This window comes from Mucilaginibacter segetis (assembly GCF_016522075.1).
In the GTDB taxonomy this organism is placed as follows: domain Bacteria; phylum Bacteroidota; class Bacteroidia; order Sphingobacteriales; family Sphingobacteriaceae; genus Mucilaginibacter; species Mucilaginibacter segetis.
Genome location: NZ_JAEHFW010000001.1, coordinates 865966 through 890531 on the forward strand (window position 1 = coordinate 865966; position 24566 = coordinate 890531).

General features: G+C 40.1%; 25 protein-coding genes. 12 read left to right on the forward strand and 13 right to left on the reverse strand.

Annotated features, from left to right (window positions below):
* Window positions 1-18: 18 nt before the first annotated feature.
* Genes I5M19_RS04010 through I5M19_RS04020 form a run of 3 tightly spaced genes read left to right on the forward strand, consistent with a single transcriptional unit; the run spans window position 19 to window position 1289 of the window.
* Window positions 19-474, forward strand: a complete 456-nt coding sequence (locus I5M19_RS04010; protein ID WP_200064266.1) for a ferritin-like domain-containing protein — start codon at window positions 19-21, stop codon at window positions 472-474.
* Between the two features lie 48 nt (window positions 475-522).
* Window positions 523-1086 carry a DUF1543 domain-containing protein gene (locus I5M19_RS04015; RefSeq protein WP_200064268.1) on the forward strand — a complete coding sequence of 188 codons (564 nt, stop codon included), beginning with the start codon at window positions 523-525 and terminating at the stop codon, window positions 1084-1086.
* Window positions 1087-1142: 56 nt separating this feature from the next.
* Window positions 1143-1289 (forward strand): hypothetical protein, encoded by a 147-nt coding sequence (locus I5M19_RS04020; protein WP_200064270.1) that lies wholly within the window; start codon window positions 1143-1145, stop codon window positions 1287-1289.
* Between the two features lie 161 nt (window positions 1290-1450).
* On the opposite strand, the gene I5M19_RS04025 is transcribed toward I5M19_RS04020, so the two are convergent.
* Window positions 1451-2173, reverse strand: a complete 723-nt coding sequence (locus tag I5M19_RS04025; protein ID WP_200064272.1) for a LytR/AlgR family response regulator transcription factor — start codon at window positions 2171-2173, stop codon at window positions 1451-1453.
* A gap of 27 nt (window positions 2174-2200) precedes the next feature.
* The gene (locus I5M19_RS04030) at window positions 2201-3220 is read right to left on the reverse strand and encodes a sensor histidine kinase (protein ID WP_200064274.1); all 1020 of its coding nucleotides are present in this window, start codon (window positions 3218-3220) and stop codon (window positions 2201-2203) included.
* A 205-nt stretch (window positions 3221-3425) separates the two neighbouring features.
* On the opposite strand from I5M19_RS04030, the gene I5M19_RS04035 reads away from it, so the two are divergent.
* The 8 genes from I5M19_RS04035 (at window position 3426) to I5M19_RS04070 (ending at window position 15002) form a co-directional block, all read left to right on the forward strand.
* The gene (locus tag I5M19_RS04035) at window positions 3426-4460 is read left to right on the forward strand and encodes a S41 family peptidase (protein WP_200064277.1); all 1035 of its coding nucleotides are present in this window, start codon (window positions 3426-3428) and stop codon (window positions 4458-4460) included.
* 18 nt (window positions 4461-4478) lie between these two features.
* Window positions 4479-5540 (forward strand): DUF5700 domain-containing putative Zn-dependent protease, encoded by a 1062-nt coding sequence (locus I5M19_RS04040; protein WP_200064279.1) that lies wholly within the window; start codon window positions 4479-4481, stop codon window positions 5538-5540.
* Between the two features lie 338 nt (window positions 5541-5878).
* Window positions 5879-6472, forward strand: a complete 594-nt coding sequence (locus I5M19_RS04045; RefSeq protein ID WP_200064281.1) for an RNA polymerase sigma factor — start codon at window positions 5879-5881, stop codon at window positions 6470-6472.
* Window positions 6473-6544: 72 nt separating this feature from the next.
* Complete coding sequence (locus I5M19_RS04050; protein WP_200064283.1) at window positions 6545-7483, forward strand: FecR family protein; 939 nt, start codon at window positions 6545-6547, stop codon at window positions 7481-7483.
* A 116-nt stretch (window positions 7484-7599) separates the two neighbouring features.
* Window positions 7600-10992: a SusC/RagA family TonB-linked outer membrane protein gene (locus I5M19_RS04055; protein ID WP_200064285.1), complete on the forward strand. Its 3393-nt coding sequence runs from the start codon at window positions 7600-7602 to the stop codon at window positions 10990-10992.
* Window positions 10993-11016: 24 nt separating this feature from the next.
* Window positions 11017-12561 (forward strand): RagB/SusD family nutrient uptake outer membrane protein, encoded by a 1545-nt coding sequence (locus I5M19_RS04060; RefSeq protein WP_200064287.1) that lies wholly within the window; start codon window positions 11017-11019, stop codon window positions 12559-12561.
* 101 nt (window positions 12562-12662) lie between these two features.
* Entirely contained in the window at window positions 12663-13916 is a 1254-nt protein-coding gene (locus tag I5M19_RS04065) for an alkaline phosphatase family protein (RefSeq protein WP_200064289.1), read from the forward strand.
* Between the two features lie 39 nt (window positions 13917-13955).
* Window positions 13956-15002 (forward strand): metallophosphoesterase, encoded by a 1047-nt coding sequence (locus I5M19_RS04070; RefSeq protein WP_200064291.1) that lies wholly within the window; start codon window positions 13956-13958, stop codon window positions 15000-15002.
* Between the two features lie 885 nt (window positions 15003-15887).
* On the opposite strand, the gene I5M19_RS04075 is transcribed toward I5M19_RS04070, so the two are convergent.
* The 6 genes from I5M19_RS04075 to I5M19_RS04100 all read right to left on the reverse strand — a co-directional run bounded on the left by I5M19_RS04075 (window position 15888) and on the right by I5M19_RS04100 (window position 20062).
* Window positions 15888-16361 (reverse strand): hypothetical protein, encoded by a 474-nt coding sequence (locus I5M19_RS04075; RefSeq protein WP_200064293.1) that lies wholly within the window; start codon window positions 16359-16361, stop codon window positions 15888-15890.
* Between the two features lie 425 nt (window positions 16362-16786).
* Window positions 16787-16939, reverse strand: coding sequence for a hypothetical protein (locus I5M19_RS04080; RefSeq protein ID WP_200064295.1), 153 nt, complete (start codon window positions 16937-16939; stop codon window positions 16787-16789).
* Window positions 16940-17052: 113 nt separating this feature from the next.
* On the reverse strand, window positions 17053-17733 hold the full coding sequence (locus I5M19_RS04085) for a hypothetical protein (protein ID WP_200064297.1): 681 nt from the start codon (window positions 17731-17733) through the stop codon (window positions 17053-17055).
* Between the two features lie 10 nt (window positions 17734-17743).
* Window positions 17744-18463 carry a hypothetical protein gene (locus tag I5M19_RS04090; RefSeq protein ID WP_200064299.1) on the reverse strand — a complete coding sequence of 240 codons (720 nt, stop codon included), beginning with the start codon at window positions 18461-18463 and terminating at the stop codon, window positions 17744-17746.
* Window positions 18464-18511: 48 nt separating this feature from the next.
* A complete protein-coding gene (locus I5M19_RS04095) occupies window positions 18512-19069 on the reverse strand; it encodes an RHS repeat-associated core domain-containing protein (RefSeq protein WP_200064301.1) in 558 nt (185 codons plus the stop codon).
* A 654-nt stretch (window positions 19070-19723) separates the two neighbouring features.
* Window positions 19724-20062, reverse strand: coding sequence for a hypothetical protein (locus I5M19_RS04100; RefSeq protein ID WP_200064303.1), 339 nt, complete (start codon window positions 20060-20062; stop codon window positions 19724-19726).
* A gap of 205 nt (window positions 20063-20267) precedes the next feature.
* On the opposite strand from I5M19_RS04100, the gene I5M19_RS04105 reads away from it, so the two are divergent.
* Entirely contained in the window at window positions 20268-20444 is a 177-nt protein-coding gene (locus I5M19_RS04105) for a hypothetical protein (protein ID WP_200064305.1), read from the forward strand.
* Between the two features lie 510 nt (window positions 20445-20954).
* On the opposite strand, the gene I5M19_RS04110 is transcribed toward I5M19_RS04105, so the two are convergent.
* From I5M19_RS04110 to I5M19_RS04130, 5 genes are all read right to left on the reverse strand, one after another.
* Window positions 20955-22406 carry a sensor histidine kinase gene (locus tag I5M19_RS04110; RefSeq protein WP_235985758.1) on the reverse strand — a complete coding sequence of 484 codons (1452 nt, stop codon included), beginning with the start codon at window positions 22404-22406 and terminating at the stop codon, window positions 20955-20957.
* A 116-nt stretch (window positions 22407-22522) separates the two neighbouring features.
* Window positions 22523-22810 carry a hypothetical protein gene (locus tag I5M19_RS04115; protein ID WP_200064307.1) on the reverse strand — a complete coding sequence of 96 codons (288 nt, stop codon included), beginning with the start codon at window positions 22808-22810 and terminating at the stop codon, window positions 22523-22525.
* Between the two features lie 62 nt (window positions 22811-22872).
* A complete protein-coding gene (locus I5M19_RS04120) occupies window positions 22873-23310 on the reverse strand; it encodes an Hsp20/alpha crystallin family protein (protein WP_200064309.1) in 438 nt (145 codons plus the stop codon).
* A 288-nt stretch (window positions 23311-23598) separates the two neighbouring features.
* Complete coding sequence (locus tag I5M19_RS04125; RefSeq protein ID WP_200064311.1) at window positions 23599-24156, reverse strand: YciE/YciF ferroxidase family protein; 558 nt, start codon at window positions 24154-24156, stop codon at window positions 23599-23601.
* Between the two features lie 49 nt (window positions 24157-24205).
* Window positions 24206-24517 (reverse strand): YetF domain-containing protein, encoded by a 312-nt coding sequence (locus I5M19_RS04130; RefSeq protein WP_200064313.1) that lies wholly within the window; start codon window positions 24515-24517, stop codon window positions 24206-24208.
* Window positions 24518-24566: the final 49 nt, after the last annotated feature.

Sequence of the window (24566 nt, forward strand, 5' to 3'; positions counted from 1 at the left end):
CATCTAAAAAATAAACTTATGAAAACGATAGAAAAATCAATTGAAGTATTAAATGACCTGATCGAGATAAACAATGACCGCATAGCAGGTTTTGAAAAGGCTATTGCCGATATTAGAGATGAAAATGTTGATCTGAAAGAATTATTTCAGCAATACAGCGCGCAAAGTCGCCGTTTTAGCCAGGAATTAACGCAATTAGTTGCCAGCGAAGGTGGCGAAGCCGAAACCGGTAATAGTGCAGGTGGTACACTGCACCGCGCCTGGATAGATGTGAAATCCTTGTTCAGCAATAATGACCGGGCCAGCATCCTGAACGAAGCCGAACGCGGAGAGGATGCCATTAAAAAAGCGTATAAGCAAGCTTTAAGCGAAGGTGAGTTGAGCGTAGATGCTACTACACGGGTAAGTACACAGGCACAGGAGATCAACGCCGCACACGACCGTATTAAAGCGTTGCGTGATGCCGTAAAATAAATTATTTATTAAGAACGAGCCGCCTCAAAAGGGCGGCTTTCCTGTTTTATGGAAGAACATTTTTTATTCATGATATTACTGGGCTCCAAAGCCCCGTCGCGGAATGTTGAGCAGCACGACTTTTTTTTTGGTATTGCCCGCAACCTAAAAGAACTCGTTCCGGCAATGCGGGCCTTTTGGCCCGAAGCCGGTAAGAGCTTGCACATTGACGGCTGGCGGAAAATAACAGCAGTTGAAGGTTACCGGATTAATATTATATCAAATACAGGGGAATACGCCGGCAAACGAGTATTCTTTATCAACCTTGGCGGTTATTGTTCAGGCAGGCTCGAAGAACAGCATTACACAATGTTGACCGTACAGGATGACCGACTTTCAGCATTGTCAGCCTCCAAGCGAACCGAATTTTTCCGGACAGCTACTATCGCCAAAGTGAAGGGTGCAAACGCCCATATTGACGAAAAGTATGGTATTGATGTAGATGAAATTTATAGGGTAGACGAATTATTAAGTGAACAGGATAAGCAGGAGTGGCATATTTCCTTAAATCAGGAGCAGGGAATACAGCCTGATGAAATACATCTCGGTTATCTTCAATTACATCAACTATAAGGGCATTATACTTCAATCTTAATTAAATTCATTTATTAAGAAGGGTTGTAACCTAAATGTTTAAACTGCCGAATGGTTACGACAATATGGGAGATATAGCCATATTGCTAAAACCTGAGTACTTTTTTATTATAAAGGCTCTTGACGGTTTTCAGTATGATCAGTTTATCTTTCAGCAGGAGTTTCTTATAGCAATTGCCTAAGGTGGTTCGCCTTATTTCGTCCGGTTAAGCATTCACCTGGCGTGCCTTGTCAAAACAAGTTTGAGTTCCGATTGCCGGTTGTGAATCTTTAAAAACCATGCATATTGCAAAGCTGCTTAAATTACACCCGATGGGTAATGTTAATCCTTTATTAACTAACATTATTTCTTTTGCTTAATTATCTCTAAAAACGCGTCTCGATAAGTCTCTCCAATCGGTATGCTGACGTCCCCAATATACAAGGTATTTCCATCAATGATCCGGATTTTATCTATAGCGACAATATATGATTTATGTACCCTGTAAAATGGGGGGCTTGGTAATTGCTCTTCCATATCGCGCAGCGACTGATAAGTTATAATTCGCTGGGCTTGCGTAAAAATGGAAACATAGTTCCGTAGTCCTTCAATGAAAAGAATGTCTGTAAATGCAATCTTTAGGAATTTATTTTTGCTGTCTCCTTTCACAAATATGTATTCCGGATGCTTAACCAACGATACAGATAGCTGCTTTTCAATCAGAGTAGGCTCGCCTAATAGATGATAGGCTTTTTGAGCTGCTTTCAAAAAGCGGTCAAAAGCAATGGGTTTTAGCAGGTAATCAACGACGTCATGTTCAAAGCCGTCCAGCGCATATTCGCTATAGGCTGTTGTTAAGATCACCTTACAGTTACTGCCGCAAAGTTTTAAAAACTGGATACCCGTAAGCTCCGGCATTTGTATATCCATAAATACCAGATCAATATCCCCTTTTTGAATAATGCTGAGCGCCTCAACAGCACTGGTAGTGGTACCGGCCAGTTCCAGGTAAGGCACCTTATCCATATAGTCGGCAAGCATTTTAAGCGCGTACGCTTCATCATCAACAGCAAGGCAACGTATCATGTCCTAAATGTAAAAAAGTTCACTGTTTTATGCTACAATTGTTTTTAACGTGATGGTTAGTATCGTTTTATAGGTTTCGCCATTATCGGAAATGAGTAATTCGTGTTTTCCGGGATAAATAAGCTGCAGCCTGCGTTTGATGTTGACCAACCCTATTCCGCCGGATGCATCCTTTTGACCATGGGCAACTTTATTGCTAACCGTTAGTGTAAGGCACTGGGCTGTGAGTTGAATATGTATTTTTACGGGGCGTCGTGGTTCGTTTAATACCCCATGCTTAAAGGCATTTTCAATAAAGGGAATTAGAATAAGAGATGCTATTTTTTTGCCGGCAAAGTCGCCGCTTAATTTAAAATCGACAAAAAACTCATCCTCAAATCGCAGTTGGTATAGCTCTATATAGTTTTGCAGATAATCAATCTCCTTTTGCAAATCGAGCATACCGTTAGCGCTCTCGTTTAGCATATAACGCATTAGGTGCGAAAGCTTGATCAGGCCATTTGCCAACTGGTCTGATACCGGATAAGCCAGCGAATACATATAATTGAGCGTATTATATAAAAAATGCGGATTGATCTGCGTTTTTAAAAACAAAAGTTCGGCTTGTATTTTTTCCCGTTTTAGCTGCTCGGTCTCTTTATCTTTTTTAAAAGTATCAAGCAATGCCCATGCGAGAAAGCTAAATAGGATGGGCTGTAATGCCCGCCACCAATTATCGCTGATATAGTATAAAGCAGTTGTACCATTGTTATAATTACCATGCCCGAGCCAAGCAACATATAAAAATTCTTCAATGAAGGCTCTGCTGCCAACAAATAGTGCGTCAGCTATTATTAAGCCAACGACTAAAAAAGGAATTTTATCGGTTTTTAAGAAACGTGGATAGAGCACAAAAAAGCAAAACGTAAATTCAATGAAACTGGCTGTCAGGTTTGACCACACATACGGTATCGGGCCTCTTCGGGCAATAAGGCTATCGGCATAAATATAGAGCAGATACAACCCCCAGCACAACAGGTAATAAAAGGGCAACTTGCTTTTGGTCATGTTCAAATTTACTTATGTGGAATAAATTTATGGGTTTTATTATATCAAATAGGGTTTTGGCTATTCCAACACCTGTAAATGTAATTTTTGTTGCCAAATTCCCCGTTTAACGGTTTGGAATAATATTTCAGCCTGTTCATATCATAAAATAGCAATCTCTGGGGTAACGACATAGGTTTGTAGCATCATTATTCACAGCAATAGTATGAAAAACTCAACCGCACTTTTAATCATTTTATGTTTCCTTGCCTTTAAACCTGCGCAAGCACAAATCGTTATTTCTAAAACAGATAGTGTACACCGCCTGGTAGACACTGTTTTGCAATTTGCTAAAGACCGCTCGTTTTACCGCGGGCAGGTTAACTGGATAAGTGTAACAGACAGCGTACAAAAAAAAGCCAGTAATGCTACCAGCATTAAAGAAGCGATACCAGCAATTCAGCTACTTTTCCGGTTATTGGGAGATCATCATGGTTTTATAACGTATGGCAATACATCATACGGCTGGCACCATGGAGATGCCCCCCTGGACCGAAACCTGCATCAGGGACTGCTTAAAAAATACCGGGAAGGATATCATTTGACGCCAAAGGTGATAGAGAAAAAGTATGGTTACCTGTTACTACCGAATAATAATCCAACACATCCCGGCGATTTGGAGAAGATAGGGCAGCAGATCAGGGACTCATTGGCCTTGTTTAATGGCCATGGGTTCAAGGGAGTTATTATTGATCTGCGCTTAAACCCAGGGGGATCAATGTGGCCTATGATTGGCGGGTTAGCCGCCTTATTCGGACCGGGTAAATTGGGCGCTTTTGCCTTTCCGGAACCACAGCCTGACGAAGCCTGGGGGATCGAAAATAATAAAGTTTACGATGGTGCAGACACAACATACTCCGTTAAAAGCCGTGGTAAAGATTTATCCAGTATGAAAGTAGTGGTGCTTATAGGGCCGTACACCCGCAGTTCAGGCGAAGCCCTGGCCATATCCTTCAAAGGCCGGCCAAACACTTGGTTTATTGGTGAAAACTCCGGTGGTTATACAACCGCTAACGAATCTATTCAGTTTACCAATCAGATTGGCATCTTCATCGCAACGTCCGTAGAGGCCGATCGCAACGGAAGGATCTATCCGGACTACATAAAGCCTGATGCAGAGATCATTGGCGGCGATAATTTTGATGACCTGACAAAAGATAAAAAAATTATTGCCGCGCTTGAATGGCTTAAACATCAATAACTAATTAAAAATCACGTTATGAAAATCCAATTACTTCTATTTGCAGTTGCCGTGTTGTTTATATCCTTTAACACCAAAGCCCAAACTATTAATATAAAGGCCGTAAAAAAGTATTGGGCGCTTACTGCCCAACTTAAACAAAATAAACCGCTAACGGATAAACAATGGAATAACTTTATTAATATAGAGGGAAATAAAACTTATGCCCATTCCGAGTTTGATTCGGCCAGGCTGGCCCGGTACCGTAAAGCCATTGAAATTGTTTATATGCCTGCTAACGATTCTCTTTTAAAAGCCCGACTAAAGGCTAATGATTGGTATTGCATCTTAGCCAAGCGATATAAAGATGAAGAGCAGCAATTGAAGCAGTATCTGCTGGACACCATAGAAGGGCCGACCTATTTTAACCAGGCATACCGGTACGTCTATGAATATTTGCCAAAAAAAGACCAGCACCATGTCAAAAACTTAAAGCTGTATTACAACTGCCTTTCTAATGATGCGGTATCTTATTCCAATGGTTTGTTTTTTAGCTTACTATCGGTAATTGATAACGCCAAAACTAAACAGGGAACGCTCGAGGCACATGAATTACACCATCGGTTGAGAACAGAAAAAAATATTTACAAGCATCAGGATAAAAAAGACCTGGGCATTCTTTGGGCTGTAAGCAATATACCTAACGAGGGGATTGCTGATATGATCGATAAAACGTGGGAGAAAGTAGAAGATATAAAAGAATGGCTTATCGACCCTGCACCGGCTGCTATTAAAAGCCTGGATTCCTGCCTACAGGTGCTGGCTGGCGGTAATGACAGTTTGCAGACCGAGCGCTACTATCGTAACCTGCTCAAACGGACTACCGGCCATATGCCCGGCTTTTATATGGCGCAAATCATTGTAAAAAACGGATACAAACAGCAGATGGTAAATCAATCAGATAATCCGTTCGATTTTTTTTACCTGTACAATAAAGCTTCGGCTAAAGATCCCGGAAAGCCTTATTTATTCTCTAACGAAAGTATGGCTTATTTAAAACGTTTGGAGAAAAAATGTTATTCATCAGGACATTACTTATAATATCAAACAAAAAACGTGGACAACAGCAGGCACATTCTCCAAAGGCATTCCAGCTAATGGAATAGCGTTTATAAACATTCATTTTTGTGCCGGCAACTATTAAAATGGAAATTTTGTAGGGTATTATAATATTGATACCCAAATATTTAAATTGTGAAGTCAAATCTTATTAATCGCAGACACACATAAGTTGTAGCCCTACTTTGCTATTTAGTTGTAATGGGCGGATATAACCAATTTATTTTAGACAACGGGTATTTTATGAGTTTCTATATAATTAGCTTCTTATTAATTTAAAACTGACTTAACATTGGAATAAATAGCTTTGCGCCATAGTGATGGAAAGCTTAACGGATAAGGAATTGTTGACACAAATACGGCATGATGATCATGATGCCTTTGATATTTTATTTGACCGTTACTGGCAGCAGTTATTTAAATCGGCATGTGCCAGATTGGATGATAACGATACCGCGCAGGATATTGTGCAGGAAATATTTATAAAATTATGGCAACGCAGGGCTTCGTTAAATATTGACGGCCCACTCGAAAATTATTTACATAGTGCGGTTCGTTTAAGTGTTATAAGTCATTACCGGTCAAAAAAAGTAACGGTAGTGCAGTTAGATGATGCCTTGGAACGGATAAATTTACTCGAAGACTCAATAGGATCACTTACCGACTACCTGGAACTTGAAAAAACCTTACAACTAACGGTTGATGGCATGCCAGATATGTTAAAAAAGGTTTACCAGTTACGCAGCGAAAACCACTCGGTAAAAGCAATAGCAGTAGAGTTGGGCCTGGCGGACCAAACCGTAAAAAATTATATTACAGAAGTTTCCCGTCGTTTACGTATTACAATTGCCGAAAAATATCCCGAAAAGCATCTTACCTACATAGCATTGATAGTTGCTATGCTTCACAAATAATTAACACAAACATCATCTTAATTAAAAGTACCTGCGCGTGTTTTCAGCGACTAATTACTGAATACACTGCTAATGGATATTAATAAATTCAGGAAAATTTTAGAGCGTTACATAAAAGGGCACTCCAACGAAACAGAAACCGCCTTAATTGAAGCGTGGTACAAATCCTACTCCACCAAGGAAAGGGAACTTGATGATAATGAAGCGCAAACAATAAAGGCATCCATCCATAGTAGTGTTAAAAAAAGTATAACGCCTGCCCGTATAATTAAGCTGAATTTCTTCAGGATAGCCGCCTGTATTTTACTGGCTTCGGGTGTATCTTTTTGGGTGTGGAAGTCATCAAAACGTAATTCCAGGCAGGCAGATAATTATTATATTATAACCACCAATACCAAAGGTTTAAAAGAAGTTACCCTGCCCGATAGTTCCGTTATTTGGTTAAATGCGGCGAGCAGCTTAAAAGTTCCGGTTGCCTTTACAGGTCACCTGCGCGAGGTTTCATTGATTGAAGGAGAAGCTTTTTTCGATATAAAAAGAAATGTGGTGCACCCGTTCATCGTACACACCAAAGCGTTAAATGTACAGGTGTTAGGTACATCATTCAATATCAGGGCATATCATGATCTTAAAAAAATAGACGTATCCGTAATAACCGGTAAAGTGGGTATTACACAAAATGCAAACACCCTGGCCATGCTGCTACCCCTGCAACAGCTAACTTATAATGTTGCTGACCATAAATACGCCCAAAAATCAATAAGCCGGGATGCGGCACTGAGTTGGAAAGATGGTTACACCACCTTAAACCAGGCAGGCTTTAATGAACTGGCTGTAATAGTAAAAAATATATATGGCCTGCACATAAAAGCAGGTAACGCAAAGGTGGCTCAATACCGGTTTAGCCTGCGGTTAACACATAATTTACCTGCCGATAAAATTTTAACACTCATTAGTAAAATACATAATACGCATTTCAGAAAGGAGGGAGATGATATAGTTTTTTATTAAACAAGAAAACGGCCCTGATTAATCAGAGCCGCTATCTCTATTGCAAATTAACGGACGGCAATCCGCATTTGCGATGCTCAGTAATTTATTCACCACTACAAAGCACATACAAAAATATGAATTTCTATACACAGTTATGGAAGCAATTTATGCGGATAACGATTTTATCTTTTAGTTTATTATTAACTATAGGCCTGCTTACTGGCCATGCAACAAATGTTAATGCGCAGGATCTGCAAAAGCACATTACCATTAAATTTGGACATGAGGATCTGCGTTCAGCACTGAAACAGATCGAGAAAAAAAGCAATGTATATTTTGCTTATGATGAAACTTACCTGAATTTAAATAATGCAGCGGTTAAGCCGGCAGAATTTAATGACGAAACTATTGATATGGTATTGGGTGCCTTATTAAAAGGTACCGGCATGTATTATAAAGAGGAGGCAGGGAATATTGTATTATACAAGCCATTAACCGGGAAAGTTACCGGTAAGGTAACTGATGAAACAGGTGTGAGCCTGCCAGGGGCTACAATTAAACTGTTAGGTACAACTATAGGCGCTATTGCCGATGCAGATGGTAACTATACTTTAACTGCACCTGAAGGTACCTACACAGTTGAGGCATCATTTGTAGGTTTTAAAACGGTAGATATACCTGATGTTACCGTAACCGCCAATAAACCTGTAGTACTGAATATAAAAATAGTAGGCGGGAGTATGCTTAAACAGGTAGATGTTAGCTACGGTAAACAACGCAGCAGAGAAATAACAGGCGCTATAGCACAGGTAGATGCCCGTCCTTTACAGGAAATGCCGGTAATTCAGTTTGGGCAGCAACTACAGGGCAAGGTTGCGGGAGTAGATGTATCATTAAGCAGCGGGCAACCGGGCCGTGGTATTGCTTTCAGAATAAGAGGTGCGGCCTCATTAGCTACAGACTATCAGCCCTTGTTTGTGATTGACGGGTTGCCTATAACCGGTAGCATTAACAATATTAACCCTAATGAAATAGAATCGTTTACGGTACTTAAAGATGCATCGGCAACTTCGCTGTACGGATCAAGGGCTGCAAATGGCGTAATACTTATTACCACTAAGCATGCTAAAGCAGGCGATTCCAAGATAGAGTTCAGCAGTAATTTCGGATTACAAAAAATTCCGGGAAGCGCTGTGCCGAAAATGATGAACGGCGAACAGTGGGCTGAATATATGAATGAAAAATTTACCGATGCTAAATTATATGAGCCGCCATACAACGCCGTAGTGCCCGATGTTTATCAAAACCCGTCGCAATACGGAGAGGGTACAAACTGGTTTAAACTGTTAACCCGTACCGCTCCCATACAGAATTATAATTTGAGCGTACAATCTGCCCGCGAAAAATCATCTTCGTCGGTAATTTTAGGGTATCAGGCACAGGATGGTGTGCTCATCAACACGGGTACCAAACTTTTATCGTTACGTATAAATCAGGATTTAAGCATAGGTAAACGTAACCAGTTAAAGGTAGGATTTAACCTTGCCCCAAGTTACCGTATGGATCATAACAATCGCATTAATACCGATGGTGTAGGTGGTTTTTACGAGCGTATATTTGAGGCCAGCCCCATTAATGAGCCTTATAAGCCTGATGGCAGCTATGCGGTTGGAGCATATTCCACGGGGATGGTTGCTTATGTTAACCCGCTCGCTTTGTTTAAGGAAACTAAAGATGATTACATCACCACGCGGATATTGGGTAATGGTTACATTAATTATGAAATTGTACCGGGCTTAAGCTTAAAAACCAACGTTGGGGTTGATAAGGGTGCCGAAACCCGTAACCAGTTTTCACCATCAATTACTTTATCAACATCAGAAGCTGCTCCCGTAGCATCAAAAGGTATAAGCTCTTCGGTAGATAATTTTTCCTACACGGCGGAAAGTTACCTTAACTTCGAAAAAACGCTTTATACCAATCACCATATTGAGGCTTTAGCAGGATATTCGATACAAAAGTTCGAGTCGGTAAGCAACTCCATCAGCGGTACTGATTTTCCGAGTGATGATATTCCGTACCTAAGCGCCGCTTCAACCATATCGGCGGGTACAAGCGGAACTACCCAATACTCTTTATTATCAGCTATCGGTCGTCTTAATTATAATTACAAAGGTAAATACTTATTGCAGGGGGCTATCCGTCAGGATGGTTCATCAAGGTTCGGTACCGATCGCAAATACGGTTACTTCCCGTCGGTATCGGCCGGCTGGATCATCAGCGACGAGAATTTTATGGAACGTTTTAAACAGATAAGTTTGCTTAAAGTGCGCGGCAGTTATGGGGTAACAGGTAACAACTCATTTGGCAATTTTACCGCTATATCAACACTTTCCAAATATAATTATCTGCTTAACGGAACTCTTATACAGGGCCAAACTATTGGTAATTTGGGTAACACGGAATTGGCGTGGGAAAAAAACAAACAGTTTGATATAGGCCTTGAGTTAGGGTTGTTTAATAATCGCATCAGTCTTAATTATGATTATTATCATAAAATATCCGATGGGTTAATACAAGCCCGTCCTATACCACGGGCGTCAGGATTTGTAAATATTCAGTATAATATCGGGCAATTTGAATTCTGGGGGCATGAAATAACGGTTAATACCATCAATACTACAGGCAAATTAAAATGGAACACCAATTTTAATATTGCATTTGAACGTAACCTGATCAATAAATTAGTTGACCCGGGATATCTGCGCAGAAACAATACGGTTACTTCCGATTATTACCGTAATCAGGTTGGGCACCATTTAGGAGAATTTTATGGATTTATAAATCTGGGATTGTATAAAGATGCAGATGATCTTGCAAACTCAGCTAAATATAAAAGTACAGGTTTGTCTGACAACGGATCGTCGGATATCGGTACCTTAAAAATGAAGGATCTAAATAACGACGGAATAATTGATGACGTTAACGACCGTACATTCATAGGCGACCCAACCCCAAGCTTTACCTTCGGACTTACCAATACGTTTAACTACAAAAATTTTGACCTGAGCGTAACTATGGCCGGGCAGGTTGGCGGGCAGATACTGGCCGCTGCCAAGTGGGCCTATTTAACCAATCTTGATGGCTCAAGGGTACCTCTTGCTGCCGCATTAGACCATTGGCGTTCAGAAGAAAACCCCGGTTCAGGAGTTTATCCGCGTACTAAAACAGGTACCACAGCAATTGGACGTTCGGTAAATACCCAATGGATAGAGAACGGATCATATTTAACTGCTAAAAATATAGCTCTTGGGTACAATTTTAATTTAAATAATGCGCTGCTTTTAAAAACCATGAGGGTTTATTTTTCAGTACAGCAGGCATTTATAATAACAGGTTATACAGGAGGCGGTAATCCGGAGATAGGTATATCCGGTGCTGACGCTGTTAACGGCATTGGGGTTGATGAAAACGCGTATCCTATCCCACGTACTTTCTCTATTGGTCTTACTACAACATTTAAATAAGAATAACTTTCTAAGCAGAAAAATATGAAAAAGAAATATATATGGCTGTTTATATTAATATTAACGGCTACATCCTGTAAAAAAAGCTTTATTGATCTGGTTCCCGAAGATTCGTATGCACCCGAGACCTTTTATCAGACAGATGATCAACTGGAGCAGGCGGTGGCAGCTGCCTACGTGCCACTTAGGGATTTATTAGTAAATGATTACCACACATCAGAAATGCACTCTGATAATACCCATTATATACCTAACCCGGTTAACCGCGGTACGGCAACAGTTTACCGTGAGAATGTATCTGATTGGAACAACGACGCCAATAATGATTATGTAAATGCAGTATATTATCATTGCTATACGGGTATATCGCGTGCTAACATTGTAATTGGCCGTATACCTGACGCAAAAAAAGCTACCGATGCCGGAAAAGCAAGGGCAGATGGACAGGCAAAGTTTTTACGGGCATTAAATTATTACAAACTGGTACGTTTGTTTGGAGGAGTGCCTTTATACCTTACCGAAGTAGCAAAAGCCGAAGATGCTTTCAAAGACCGTTCAACAGTTGAGGAAGTTTATGCACAGATAATAGCTGATGCAAAAGATGCTATAAATGAACTGTTACCCCCGGCAAAATTTCCGCAAAGCGGAGAAGCTACCAAAGGTTCGGCTACTATGCTATTGGCTGATGTTTATGTAACGCTGAAAAAGTATCCGGAAGCGGAGGCGTTATTGAATACATTGCCTGCAATGGGTTATGCGTTAAATACTAATTATGCAGACGCGTTTTTGCCCGCTAATAAAAACGGTAAAGAATCTATTTTCGAGGTACAATATCAGGAGGGAACTGCTGCGGGCAGCCAGCCTAATACTTTTGTTTTTCAGTTTTTACCAAAAACAAAAACTACGGTACTTATTACCGGTAATGTGGCAAGTAATACCACAGGATCGGGATGGAATATACCATCTTTCGATTTATTGACTGCGTATGAACCTGGCGACAAACGTTTGGATGCCTCTATCGGTATTGCCGAGGGTGTTAATGATGCAAGTTTGGTGATGACGATATCAGCTATAAAAAGCCCGGTAAATTATACCCCTGCCGCCGGAAAATCGTACACACCGTTTATAAAGAAATACGTGCACGGACCTTACGCATCGGCAACAAACTCAGGCGAAGACTGGCCTATATACCGATATTCAGAAGCGCTGTTATTATTAGCGGAAGCCCAAAACGAACAGGGAAAATCGCCACTTACTGCGCTAAATGCGGTACGTAATCGTGCCGGTTTGCCAAATGTTACAGTAACTGGTCAATCCCAGCTGCGGGACATTATATTTCATGAGAGACGTGTAGAACTGGCTTTTGAAAATAAGCGCTTTAACGACCTGCAACGCTCACCTAATGGCTTATCTATTATGCAGGCCTATGCCGCAAAGGCAAAAACCATTTACACCAATTTAGAGGCAAATGCTTTTGATATTCAGGCTTATAAGTTCTTGTTTCCGATACCACTGCCCGAACGTAACTTAAACCCCGGTATGGAGCAAAATCCCGGCTATGCATTTTAATAAAATACAGGAGCGGGCGAATAAATAACGCCCGCTCTTATATAATCCTGTAACCATAAACCAGCAATGGATGCAGGAATATTACAAACAGCTAATTTATCATGATAAAAAAACAAACTTTAATAGCAAGCCTGATGCTGTTGTGCATGGGTTGCATAAACAATGCCTTTGGGCAACTGGATACTCTTCAGCGGATTGTTCCCGGTCGTACTAATAGTGCAGCACAATTAAAAAAACCTTATATAATATTAATATCGGCAGACGGGTTTCGGTGGGATTACGCACATAAATACCACGCTAAAAACTTGCTTGCTTTGGCAAAACAGGGAGTTGAAGCCGAATCTATGCTGCCCTCTTTTCCGGCATCAACACATGCCAATCATTTTACTTTAGTAAGCGGGTTATATCCGGCACACTCTGGCATAGTGGGAAATGATTTTTATGATGCTAATCGTAAGGAAAAGTTTAAGCCAAGTGATGGTACATGGTTCGGCGAAGAACCAATTTGGGTAACTGCTGAAAAACAACAGTTATTAACTGCCAGTTTTTACTGGATTGATACCCAAGCACCTGTAAAAGGGATCAGACCAACTTATTATTATAAGCCAAATAAAGGGAAAGAGATATTTGTAAAGGATAGGGTAAATGCAATAAGGAACTGGCTGAACATGCCCGAAGATAAGCGCCCGCATTTTATTGCCTGCTATTTCCCCAATGCTGACCATGCGGGGCACAAGTTTGGTCCGGAATCCGCGGAGGTTGAGGAGGCGGTTGCCTTTGTTGATGATGCTGTAGGACAAATGGTTGACGCAGTAAAAGAAACCGGATTACCAGTTAATTTCATTTTTGTATCAGACCACGGAATGACATTGATAGATCATGATCACCCTTTAGCCATTCCGGCGGTAATAGATAAAAATAAGTTTGTAGTAGTATCACAAGGTAATTATGTGTGTTTACATGCCAAGAATACTACAGATATAATGCCTTTATATGAAAAGTTAAAGGCGGAAAAGGCTGCGGGTTACCAAGTTGTACTTAAAAGGGATATGCCCGAAAACACGCATTTTAAGACCGCCGATGATAAGTATGACCGTATAGGCGATATTATGCTGATGGCAAAGTATCCGCAGATATTTACAGAGAAACCTCCGGTTGGGGCACACGGGTTTAGCCCTTATGAAGTAAAAGATAACCGTGCTACATTTTATGCATGGGGGCCTGCCTTTAAACAACACATGCAAATTGCCCCTTTTGAAAACATAGAAGTATATGATGTTATGACTCAGATTTTGGGATTAAAAGGATTGCCCAATGACGGAAAGGGAACACTTGCTAAAGAAATTTTAAAATAAAGAACACTTATCACTGAATAAATAATTTTAATAAAAAAAATGTATACAAATTCAACCAAAGGCATTTTAGCTATTGGCCTTTACGCCGGCCTTTGCCTTACAAATATTAAAACCGTACTTGCTGCTGAAGCTACGGCTGATAAAGATACTGTGCTTAATACTGCCGGACCGGCAGCTAAAGTTAAAGACGGAGATTTTACAATAGCTGTTTTACCCGACACCCAATATTACTTAGCACAGGCACAGCTTGGCGGTAATTTTGATATGTTTAAGGCGCAGATAGAATGGATACAGAAAAATCAGCAGAAAGAGAACATAGCATATGTGGCACATCTGGGAGATATTACCGAACATGGTGATAATCCGGTAACTGCACGGTCGGAATGGTACCTGGCTAAAACCGCCCTTTATGGATTGGAAAACCCGGTTAGTATTCCTTACGGACTTGCTGTAGGCAATCATGATCAATTCCCGTCTCAGTATCCGGTAAAAGGCACTACAAATAACTATAACAAATATTTTGGTGTAGAGCACTTTAAGAATCGTCCTTACTATGGTGGCCATTATGGTGATAATAACGATAGTCATTATGATCTTTTTACAGCAGGTGGGCGCGATTTTATGGTGCTTTTTTTAGAGTTTGATTCTCATAACGAAGATCAGGCCGGATTATATTCATGGGCAAACCAAATACTTAAAAAATATGCATCGCGTAAGGCTATAGTAGTTAGTCACTCTATTTTATTTTATAATCCGGTAAAAGGGTCAAATGCGGAACAAGCTCCTTTTAACGCTGAAGGCAAGGCTATTTTTGGCGCATTAAAAGATAACCCTAACTTGTTTATGATGCTAAGCGGGCACGTGGGCGACAATGGTGAAGGTTACCGCGCCGACACCGTTAATAACCATGTAATAAAAACTTTTTTATCCGATTATCAAAGCAGGCCAAATGGCGGCAACGGTTTAATGCGATTATATAAATTCTCTGTCAAAAATAATACGCTTACGGTAAAAACATTTTCCCCTTATACACGCCAGGAAGAAACAGATGGAGATAGCAAGTTTACGGTGCCGTTATTTGATTAATAAGTTTAAGCTGTATATTATGGTGATATTGACGACCTAAACCGACTATGCAATTGGCTGATATGGGATATGCAACAATAGGTTTAAAAAGCTTGTGAAAAATAGTTTTTTAAAAGTTTATACGTTTTGCTACAGTGCCTTTATTGAATTCATCATATCCATTTCAGTTTCTTCTCCACCTACCCGGGCATAGATATGTGTGGTAGCGACTTAAGAATGGCCTAAGGTTTTGTAGACCGTTTTTAAAGGCACCCTCGTTTGAAAGGGTAACGGTCGTCGCAAAAGTATGCCGGGCCATGTGGAGGGTGAGGTTTTTATGAGTATCGCAGCATTCGGCTATTTACTTGAGGTAATCGTTTACTTTCTGATTTTATCGAAATTTTGACCTCTGACTGCTCGAATGTTTTTGACTAAATCTATTCCAGTTCTACCCTCGTAGGTTGCCGAAAGCATATAATCTATAACGAACAGTTCAGGCTTAACAAGTTCGATATAAGGGCTGGTATTCGATCAGGGAATCCCGAGCCTGGCAAGCCCATGCAAAATGGGTTGCACTTAATGCTTCAACAGGAACTTTCGGGATAATTATTGATGTTTTACCTTTTTGGTATTACGTACAGTAACTCACTAAATAGCAAAGCCCGGCGCATGGCCAGGCTCTGATTCATTTTATAACGTAGGCACAAGTAGCCTTTGCCGTTTGCCCGCCCGACATACTCGCGCCAGTAAGGGAAAGTACAGTATCTATATACAATTGTCTCAACAGGTTTATATTAACTAGACTAATGACAAACGGAACGCTTACGGAAGCGGTTCTATTTTCTATCTAAAACCACATTTCATAAATGCCTCTCATTTAAAATAATATGCCCAGATTTTAGATTGTCAAAACCTCTCATCATCGATATTAAATTTATATATATCACTCTTCTTGACAATAAAATGCTTGAAGCAAGCTTCTCGAATGTTTTCTGACGCAATTTCAAAACTTTTTTCATTTGTAAAGGTTGGACCTACCATTTTCAATTCAATTCCATGATCTTGTTTGATTCCCAAATAAAAAGTTGAATTATAAAACCACTTTTGATTCTTATTTGGCAAAAGTTGTAGCAAGGTAGGCGTTTTTACAATGACCAAAATCCCTAATTTTTTAAAATCAGGGCTATAAATTATTGTGTCTATAATAATTTGAGTTTCAGACTTAGATAAAGAACCATTATTAAAAAACCCTTCTCTTACTTTTAGGAACTCAACAAATTTTTTAACTATCATCTCTTTATCGACATTATATTCAGCGTTATCTATTTTATTATTGCTAATATATAGTGCCGGAGTGTTAGAGTTTTTTTGAAAAGACATCCAACCATAAATATAACAAAAATAGAATATTCATAATGTTAGGAACAATATGAACATAAATATCCAAATTTTTATTTTCATCACTTTATTGTTTAATCCAATTTTTACCCTCCCAAATTTCAATCCCCCATCTGGCGCGAGTATGCAGCGCGGGATAAAAGTGTTTGGTACTTGTGCTCTTATCAAAGTTACAAAGTACAATTGCTCCTGATTGCTGAATTTATATTTTGTACTCATTATTGGTTTAAATATATAAACAAAGGCTTTATAGAAATTTGTCCACTAAGCATAAGGGGCACGAGTACGCCCCGCGCGCCAACGCTGCATACTCGCGCCAGTAGGGGAACTTAAGTAGCGCCACGTATCGCGCATCTGCTACGGCAATGCTTTTTTTCACTGAACTTGGCGCGGACAATTTCCTGGCCCTATATTTTTCGCCCTGCCCTTTGCGGGTTAGCCTTGAAATCTTCGTTGCGGGTATCAAAATACAAGGTGATTGCCCGTTTACAATCCTCCACCGATGGATAATCGCTATTGTGAATTACCGCTTCAGCCAATCGGATTGTTATATGCATCATTGATTGAGCTAGCCGCATCTATACCAGCACCAATAACACCTATGGTTCGAACAGTATTTGCTAAACTTTGCCCAGACAGTTTCCTGACACCTACTTACAATAGGCGAAAAACATTAGCCGTTATTAAAAAGTGTTATGATTAAAATTTTATTTCTCCGCCATTTTACCCAACCGTAATGCCAATTAGTTTCGTCCCCCCATTTAATTTGAACCCAATCTCCATGAAATTTCACAGCGTGATAAAATTCGTCCTTATCATAGAGAAGTATTTTGGCATTCTCTGAAAAGCTTGTTCTGATAGGATTACTTACAGGATTAAAATCTAATGAGAAACAACTTAATATATATTCCTGCCAGGTTTGCAATTGAAACACGGTATCTTCTATCTTAACATATTTAGCTTCTTTACTATTTTCATTTACGATAATTTTATAATATTTATCAGTTATTCCAATACAGTTAAATGCAAGTAAGTAAGTATCTGGATCTTTAGCTAAAGGCTGTACTTCTAATAAATTTTTATTTAAATCCCCTTCAAAAGCCAATGCCCTCCACACGTCTCCGGTCTTATTGTAAATCAATAAATGCTCCGATACTTTATCTCCGACAGTTGCAACAACGATTCCCTTACTGTAGGTCATGTCATAATCAGCTGCTTTTTCGTCCCTAAACTCGGCTTCCTTTTTATGATCAATAAACGCTTTTGGCATCGTTTTATTTGATGTATGTCCTGTGTTTTCGCAACCTAAGAGAAAGAAAAACAACAATAAATAAAATGATCTATATATTCTCATATATTTTTAACTAAAAAAGTGGATTAAATGGATTACTATTTGGTGTAGCTGGTGAAACACTAATTGTAGATAACTTTTGATTGCCAGGAATAAAACCTAAGTGGCCGTGATCATTATGCCCTCCCACTTTAGTTACACCGGAAATAGTGCCATTTGTACCCTGATAATTTTTGGTAAAGCCAAATAATTTTGCTGCACTATATACCGCAGTATTATTATCACCACTAAACTGTGAATCTGAAGTAGCTGTTTGACTTTGGAAGCTATTGCCATCATCGTTAATGTAACGAAAATCCGCATCTAATCCAGACCTTGTCCCATTATGTCCATGCCCGGCATGATGACCACCCCCGGCTTGCCATGGATCACTTCCATTAGATGACGATATATCTCCAAACGAAATACTAATTCCTTTAGAACTTATTTCATTAATTACACCAAATAATCCAGCTGCTGCTGCCGGTCTTAAAAAGTGATCCCCGGCTCCTGCCACTTCTGCTGGAGAAATTGATGTTCCACCAGCATCTACAACACCATATCTATTGAAACCCTTGCCACTTGCAGGAAACTGAACTAGTCCTGCATCATTTTTTTCTAAGGTAGCCACTTTATTATAGACCTTTATAGGTCCGGGAAGGCTCTGCACATAAAAGTTATCCGACTTATCATTAGTAACAACTTTTTGAATAGTATGATCTAGGTTAATATAATAGTCATCCAATGGTGCCATACCATCAGGATCAGTAAACCTAATTGGATTATCAAACCCATAATTATACTATGAGCGACTTCTCATTTTCTCCGCCAAGGGATCCACACTCGTCCACCTGGCAATAACCGGATCATAGAACCTTGCGCCGTAATCGTACTGGTTCAACTCCTCCTGAAGTTCTTTCTTATTGTAAAGATACTTATTTCCCGCGTTTTGCAAAGCATGTACGTTTAAACTAAACGGGTAATAATCATCTTCGCCCACTTTGCCGGTGGTCTGGTCAAACGTTACCCGGTTATTCCCCAGATGGTCGGTTAAAGTATATTCGTACTTGTACGTCCCGCCGGAGTTAGTGGCCCGGCCTTCCTCAGTTTGTACAAAGTCTATGCTGGTGCCATTGTATTGTATGCCGCTGATATATTCCGTAACGGTACCATTACTTAACTTGTGGAGTTTGCTCCCTGTAGCATCATAGGTATACGTTAAACTTTTGCCGGGTATGCTTGCAGGCAGGTTCAGCATATTGTAAGTGATGGCATTACCCAAGCCGTCGCTGGTAGCGTTCCCGTTCACATCATAGCCATAACTACGGAACCCGGCACCGGAATTGGTTACCGTTTGCAACTGGTTACCGGTATACGAATAAGCTAAGGATGCAGTATTTGGCGCGCTGCGGTTAAGATGGATAAAATTACCGTTCAGGTCATAGCTTATCCCGGTTTCACTAAAACCAAGGCTGCTGTTACGTCGGTAAGCCGGTTCAGCTTATCATACGCATAGGTAACATACTGGTTACCCGTATGTATGGAATTATACACCTTATAGCTTTGTTCGGCGATATTGCCGTTAAACTGCGGGGTTGCACCGTGCTGCGGGTTATTATAGTTTAACTGCTCGGCAAATAAGCTGGCCGGAAGTTATTGCTCCGGGATTATTAATGGTTTTCAGCCACCCTCTTTCATTATATGCATAACTGTATCCTGTAAAAAGCTGCTGCCGCTATTGGTGCTGTGCAGATGCTTGGCCTTAAGAAAGCTGGTAACGATACATACGACGAAAGGTTACCCCTAAACAACCGTTGAGCACCGTAATTGTTTAGACAGAAAACCCGGCTGTCAACAGGTACTTTACCGCATTCATATTTGCTACTATGGACGCTTTCTTCGCTAAAAATAAGCTGCAAGCCCTACTTAAATAGCAAAGCCCGGCACATGGTCAGGATTATATAAGTAGAATGCATGTATTTTCATACGCAACATGCGTTTGTCAAGAAAGGCACTATTTAAAATGCTGGTACCAATTCCCATTTGATTCTCTGTCAACTGTTTCTTGAGATTCAAAATCAATATTTTTCACTTTAGCTGGATAACCATGCTTACTGGGAATATTCTTAAGAATAGCATTAAGTTCTGCATCCGATTTTAATTTTTGTTTCATATCATCTGACATTACACAAATCCAAAAAACCAAATATTGAGGATCTATATCATATGCTCCATACCAATCAACCCAACTTTTTTCATCACAAACTTTCGATACAGTTACTTCTATATCTTCTTTAATTGCTAATATCTTTTGCTTTAGCGGATTTTTCTTAAAAAAACTGAACAAACTCATTTTTTAAACATTAAGGTGTTACGTATTGAGTTATTTGAACTAAATTTTTCATTAAAATTGGCTTCTCTACATTTAACCATATACTTGGAGCACGAGGGCCTGCCTGTGTAGTCCAAACTGATGCTTCGCCCGCAGCACCTTCGGCAAAACCTCTTGACAGGCTGTTCCAAATCGGATTGGAGATTGCCTAGGTAATAATGGCGATATGGCATTCATTCCACTGCCTTTAGTTGTCATTTCAAGCGTTATACCTTCGGTTTCTTTGGCAAAAGTAATTGCTGCATTAAGTGCCTCATCGCCCTTCCTCAGTTTGTACAAAGTCTATACTGCTACCATTGTATTGTATGCCGCTGATATATTCCGTAACGATACCATTGTTTAACTTACGGAGTTTGCTCCCGGTAACAAATATTTTTAATAAATCATATTAAACCGACCACAAATACGACAACGTAAATAAAAAAAGCCCCTCTAAATAATTAGAGAGGCGTTTCCAGTGATCCCGCTGGGACTCGAACACGTTTCTATAACTGATTGTTTTTCAACAACTTGTAGCCAAATTTAACTTTCAGGTAGCTACCTTGGTGCTCACCTTGCTGTAGTACAAAGTTAGTGATATATTTTTAACCAGAACTTTAAAATATTATTTTTTTGATATAATATTAGACCGTGTTTGTAAAGATTTTCCAAGCTTAACGAAATCCCTCCCCAATTTATATTGGCATCTTAGTCCGGTTCACAAGCAGAAATAAACGATATATTACACCTTGAACCACTAAGTTAAAATGTTTGCTATTTATACAGCATTTGAAGCCGATACTGAAAGTTGGAATCGTTAGCCGCAAATAGGCATATGGCGCAGAGAAGTATAGTTGAATAGCGTTCAAAGCTTTCAACTGTCTTTAATAGGTAGTGTAAACCAAAATGTGCTTCCAAAGCCCGGCTTACTTTCTGCCCATATCATACCGTGGTGACGGGTGACAATTTCATAACAAAGGTATAGCCCGATACCCAGGCCGGAAACGCTTGTATCGCTGTCATCCACGCGATAAAATCTAGAGAAAATATTAGGCAATTTTTCCTGGGAAATACCAAGGCCAAAGTCTTTCACACCAATTTTAACGTCATCCTGTTCAGTACTCACGAATATTTCAACTTTATTACTATCAGGTGAATATCGTATGGCGTTCGTCAGCAAATTAATTAGCAGTTGTTCTATTCGGTGCTCATCGCCTTTCAAGTTGCAAAACTTGACCGAAGTGTGTAAAGCCAATTGGTGTCCAGGATTCGCATTTGCAATCAGATCAATGGTATTCTTCACCACCTTGAGAATATCAAATTCCGCTTTATGAAGTTTCAGTTTACCAGCCTCGATTTTTGAAACGTCAAGAATGTCGTCAACCAATTCGGTTAGCCTTGTTACCTGATGTCGCATTTTTTGTACGAAATCCTTACTTTTTTTATCGCTTATTCGTTGTTCCAGAAGCTGTAAGTAACCATTAATACTGGTCAGTGGCGTCTTAAGTTCATGGCTGGCTAGGGCTATGAATTCGTCTTTTTTTGCGTTTATTTCCTTCAACTTCCGATAGAGCTCCTGCTCCCCGCTGATGTCACGAGCTATTTTAGATGCGCCTATGATATTTCCGTTTTTATCGATTATAGGTGAAACAGAAAGAGATATTGGCACCAAGCTCCCGTCTTTGCGCTGTCTTATAGTTTGAAAATGAGCTACTTTATTGCCTTTTCTGATCTCCCCTATAATGAAATCCTCTTCATCAATGCGCTCTTCGGGGATAATCAGGGAAATGTGACGGCCAATAGCTTCAGCCTCACTAAATCCGAACATACGGACGGCCGCTTTATTCCAACTGGTGATTATTCCGTTGAGCGTTTTACTCAGTATCGTATCATCTGAGGTGTCGACAATGGCTGCCAGCCTTGCCTGTTTTTCATCAGCCTGTTGCCTTGCGCTGATATCCCGTGCGATCTTCGAAGCACCAATAACCTTTCCTTTGCTATTAAGGACTGGCGATATCGTCAAAGAAATTGGCACCAATTGTCCGTTTTTACGTTGCCGCAAGGTTTCAAAATGGTCGACTTTTTTACCACTGGCGATCTGTCTAATGATAAACTTCTCCTCATTCAGACGATCGTCTGGGATAATAAGCGTGATATGTTGTCCTATAGCCTCCTTAGCGTCATAACCGAATAGCCTCTCCGCTGCCGGATTCCAACTGGTAATAATTCCATCAAGCGTCTTGCTTATAATAGCATCATCTGAAGACATAATAATTGCCGCCAGCATCGCTTGTTTCTCTTCCAGAATCCATAGGTCTTCACTCATAATGCAAGGTAACTATTTATACTTCTAATTGTTGTAGGAAGTTGTCCAATCATCATTATCCCGTTTAAAAAAGATAGCAATAAACCACAATACAAAGCTGATCAGTATTAATTCCTTCATGTCATATCCTCCAGGTTACTTATTCGAAACAGTTCGCGGGAAATCAATTTACAGTTCTCGCCTAATTCGTCAAGTGAACAACAAATACTTTTTATCTTTACCGGCAAATCATCTGCAGTTTCCATTAGATCTAAATGTAGCGGAATCAAGTCGTTCTTGTTACCTTTCAGCTTTTCGAACAAGCTAGTCGCGGCCTCACGGTCATCACCCAGAAAATATTGCGCATAATTAACAAAGCCCCGACCTGTCCGCAAACTTAACCATATATAAAAATGCGTTTCCATTGTCGTAACAAGCAAAGAGCCCCTGATATGCAGGAGCCCTTAAATAATGATCGATATTTAGGTTACCGGATCTCAATTTGACGGCGCACCATTTTTGCCTCCTCACGCTTGGCAATTTCTATGTTGAGTATACCATCGGTATAAAAAGCCTGAATGTCATCCGGATTGGCGCTTTCAGGCAATGTAAATGAACGAACCCATGAATGATAACTATACTCACGCTTGTTATAATTCTTTTGAGTATCGCTTGTTTCCATGTTCTGCTCAACGGAAATATTAAGCACATCACGGTCAAGGTTAAGTCTAAAATCTCCTTTTTTCAACCCTGGTGCGGCCAGTTCAACATGGTAATGATTTTCGGATTCGCTGATATTCGCCGCTGGCACCCTGCTTATAAGGCGATCATTGAAAAAAGTATCGTTAAAAATTGAATCAAATACATCATTAAAGCCTGGCAATAATGACTGGTTAAGATTGTTATTAAATTTAACTAAATTCATGATCTTTTATTTTATATAAATGAACAATAAATAATTAAACTATTGAGCAATTAACAAGGGCTGTGCCAGTGAATAAAAGCTGAAAAATTAACAGAACGGAAGTGATGTTTTTTCAGGATTGTGCCAATATTTCAGGCAACATCATTGATTGGCCTTACGCATACCTATATTTCTAAATTGATCATTTTAGCTTCAGCATACAGTTCCGATTCCTAGAATATTTTAAGGGCTTTAGATTTAAAGATGTTTATAAATAAGGCCGCCTCAGCGGCCTTATTTATAAACATCTTACTCCATTTCCGAGGCCGCGGCTTCATTTATATAATTTTCAGCCACCTGGGTCAAAAGACTGTCTGCATTCTTTTCTTCGGCCAGGGTTTCATCCAATAAGCTTTGCGCTTCGCTGAAACCTAAAGTCCCGGCCAGGGTACGCAATGTGCCATAGGAAGCAATCTCATAGTGTTCTACTTTTTGCGCCGCAGAAATAATAGCTACATCACGTACCTCAGTACCTTTATTGGTATCTGACAGTAATTCGGTTGCCTCTTTTAACAAGCCGTCCATAGCCAGACATTTTTTAGCGGCCGCTTTTTCGCCCACTGAAGCGAAAATGCTTTCCAAGCGGGTCACATGGTTCTTGGTTTCTTCCAGATGGTTGGTGATCGTTTGTTTAAGGTCTTCCGAGGTGGCGCCTTTAATCATTTTTGGCAAAGCTGAGGCCAAATGCTTCTCAGCCCAGTAAATGTCTTTTAACTCATCCACGAATAATTCTTTTAAAGCGCTTTCTGCTTCAGGTGTACGGCCAGCAGCTGCTGCGGGCGCTTTTTTGTTGTTTTTTGTAGGCATAATAGATAGATTTTAATTGTTATTAATAGCCGTTATTTGTTTGCAATTCTTATTCCATTTTAATCGCGCTGATATCGCCATTCCTTTCCATGTACACTTTTTCTATTTTGGTCATATCCTCGGTCAAGGCTGACTTGCGGATACCCTGCATGATATCCTCCCGGCAGACCAGCGCTCGTTTCATACGGTCATGATCAAATTGCCCGTCCCGGAACAAGGGGATTTTTTCTCCCTCCACCCAGCGCCCGAACCTTCCGTTATGCGCGATCAGCCAGCCGAATATTCTGTGCAGCAATACGATGGCGAAACAGCAGGCTATGACCGGTACAAAATCAGAGGCGCCTACCACGGCCCTGCTCATGATAGCGCCGAGCGAAATGCTAATGATATTATCCAGAGGTGTTCGGACT